Source organism: uncultured Amaricoccus sp., from assembly GCF_937858865.1.
In the GTDB taxonomy this organism is placed as follows: Bacteria; Pseudomonadota; Alphaproteobacteria; order Rhodobacterales; family Rhodobacteraceae; genus Amaricoccus.
The window spans coordinates 1-2,557 of record NZ_CALLYO010000417.1 but is presented as its reverse complement, the minus strand read 5'-3'; the positions used below and the strand labels follow the sequence as shown (position 1 = coordinate 2,557).

Here is a 2,557-nt window from a genome sequence, read left to right as displayed (position 1 = left end):
GCGCTGATCGGGACGGGGCGGGTCACCGATGCGGGGTATCGGGCCATCGAGAGCCTGCGGCTGGAGAAGGGGTATCGTGCCTGGGCGGGGGAGATCGGGCCGGACCATTCGCCGCTGATGGCCGGGCTCGGCTTCGCGGTGAAGCTGCGGGGCAATGTCCCCTTCCTCGGGCGCGAGGCGCTGGAGGAGCAGCGGGCCCGGCCGCTGCCGCGGCTGCTGGCCGGGTTCCGGGTCGACGATCCGGAGGTGGTCCTGCTCGGGCGGGAGACGATCTACCGGGACGGCAGGCGGGTCGGGTGGCTGGCGAGCGGGGGGTGGGGATACACGGTCGGGGCGAGCCTCGGCTACGGCTATGTCCGCGACCCGGAGAAGGGGGTGACGGCGGAGGAGGTCCTCGCCGGGCGCTACGAGCTCGAGGTGGCGACCGAGCGGGTGCCGGCCGAGGTCTTCCTGAAGCCGCCCTACGATCCGGGGTCGGCGCGGATCCGTGCCTGATCGACGGGCAGGGGTCGTTACACGGATTTCGCGCGCGAAACTATAAGTATCCCATTGAATCCAAAGGGAAACGTCGGGTTAATTCTTCCTGAATCGCCTGCGAGGCCCGGGAGGAGAGCACCTCCGGGGCGTCGTGGAGCATGTTCGTGGCCGGCAGAAGCGGGCGCGCGGCTGGGCCGCGCGGCCCGAGGTCAGGCGGTCTGGGCCGCGGGGGCGGTCTTGAGGCGGCGGACCATGAGCTTGTTGAGGGCGTTCACGTAGGCGCGCGTCGAGGCGACGACCGTGTCGGTGTCGGCGGACTGGCCGGTCGCGATCTTGCCGTCCTCCTCGAGGCGCACGCTGACCGTCGCCTGGGCGTCGGTGCCCTCGGTCACGGCGTGGACCTGGTAGAGGGCCAGGCGGGCGCTGTTGGGGACGAGCTTCCTGACCGCGACGAAGGCGGCGTCGACCGGGCCGTCGCCGGTCGCCGTCACCTCGTGCTCGACGCCGTCGATGGCGAGGGTGAGCTCGGCCGTGCGCGGGCCTTCGGTGCCGCAGACGACCTTCAGGCGGCGGACCTGGATGCGGTCGTTGGCGGCGTGGGTGTCGGTGTCCTGCATCAGCGCGACGAGGTCCTCGTCGTAGACCTCCTTCTTGCTGTCGGCGAGCGCCTTGAAGCGGACGAAGACGTCGGAGAGCTGGTTGTCGCCGAGCTTGTAGCCGAGCTCCTCGAGCTTGGAGCGCAGCGCGGCGCGGCCGGAGTGCTTGCCCATGACGAGGCTCGTCGCGTTGAGGCCGACGTCCTGCGGGCGCATGATCTCGAAGGTCTGGGCGTTCTTCAGCATCCCGTCCTGGTGGATGCCGCTCTCGTGGGCGAAGGCGTTCTTGCCGACGATCGCCTTGTTGAACTGCACCGGGAAGCCGGAGACGGTGGCGACGAGCCGGCTCACCTGCATGATCTTCGTGGTGTCGATGTTGGTGCGGTACGGCATGATGTCGTTCCGGACCTTCATTGCCATCACCACCTCCTCGAGGGCGGTGTTGCCCGCCCGCTCGCCGAGGCCGTTGATCGTGCATTCGATCTGCCGGGCGCCGGCGTCGACGGCGGCGAGCGCGTTCGCCGTCGCCATGCCGAGGTCGTTGTGGCAGTGGGTGGCGAAGACCACGCCGTCGGCGCCGGGCACCCGCTCGATCAGCATGCGGATGAGGGCGGCGCTCTCGCGCGGGGCGGTGTAGCCGACGGTGTCGGGGATGTTGATCGTGGTGGCGCCGGCCTTGATCGCGATCTCGACCACGCGGCAGAGATAGTCGTGCTCGGTGCGGGTCGCGTCCATCGGCGACCACTGCACGTTGTCGCAGAGGTTGCGGGCGTGGGTGACGGTCGCCTCGATCCGCTCGGCCATCTGGTCCATGTCGAGGTTGGGGATGGCGCGGTGCAGCGGCGAGGTGCCGATGAAGGTGTGGATGCGCGGGCGCTTCGCGTGCTTCACCGCCTCCCAGCAGCGGTCGATGTCGGCGAAGTTGGCGCGGGCGAGGCCGCAGATCACCGCGGTCTGGGCGAGCCTGGCGATCTCGGTCACCGCCTCGAAGTCGCCCTCGGAGGCGATGGGGAAGCCGGCCTCGATGATGTCGACCCCCATCTCGTCGAGGAGGGTGGCGATCTGCAGCTTCTCGTGCAGCGTCATGGTCGCGCCGGGCGACTGTTCGCCGTCGCGGAGCGTGGTGTCGAAGATCAGGACGCGGTCCTGAGCGGCTTTCGGGTCGGTCATCTCGAACGGGTCCTTGGATTGAGAGGCTTCTGCCGGCGCGTCAGTCACCCTCTGAGCGCGCGCGCCGGGACCCGGGCACGCTCAGAGGCGGCTAAGCAGAAGGAGGCCGGTCCGCCGGGCCAGGCCCGCCGCCGCTCCGATGTCCGCTCGATGCGCCATACCGCTCATGGCGGGCAGTATAGCGGCGCCGGCGGGGAGTTAAAGGCTGAATTTCGCGCGCGAAACTGCGGGCAAGATGTTGGAACGCAGGGATATTACGTTTCGGAGGGCGATTGCGGGGCACCCGCGAGGCGCCAGGCGCCGGAGGCGGGCGG

General features: G+C 69.7%; 2 protein-coding genes. One reads left to right on the top strand and one right to left on the bottom strand.

Annotation, left to right across the window (positions count from 1 at the left end):
- Positions 1-495, top strand: a 495-nt coding sequence (locus Q0112_RS12345) for a glycine cleavage T C-terminal barrel domain-containing protein (protein ID WP_297975771.1), incomplete at its 5' end; no start/stop codon positions are given.
- Positions 496-686: 191 nt separating this feature from the next.
- On the opposite strand, the gene Q0112_RS12340 is transcribed toward Q0112_RS12345, so the two are convergent.
- On the bottom strand, positions 687-2,243 hold the full coding sequence (locus Q0112_RS12340; protein WP_297975769.1) for a 2-isopropylmalate synthase: 1,557 nt from the start codon (positions 2,241-2,243) through the stop codon (positions 687-689).
- Positions 2,244-2,557 lie beyond the last annotated feature (314 nt).

What these genes read in the sequence shown, in the direction of transcription:
- Q0112_RS12340 (WP_297975769.1), bottom strand. Translation starts at nt 2,243, where the DNA reads ATGACCGACCCGAAAGCCGCTCAGGACCGCGTCCTGATCTTCGACACC.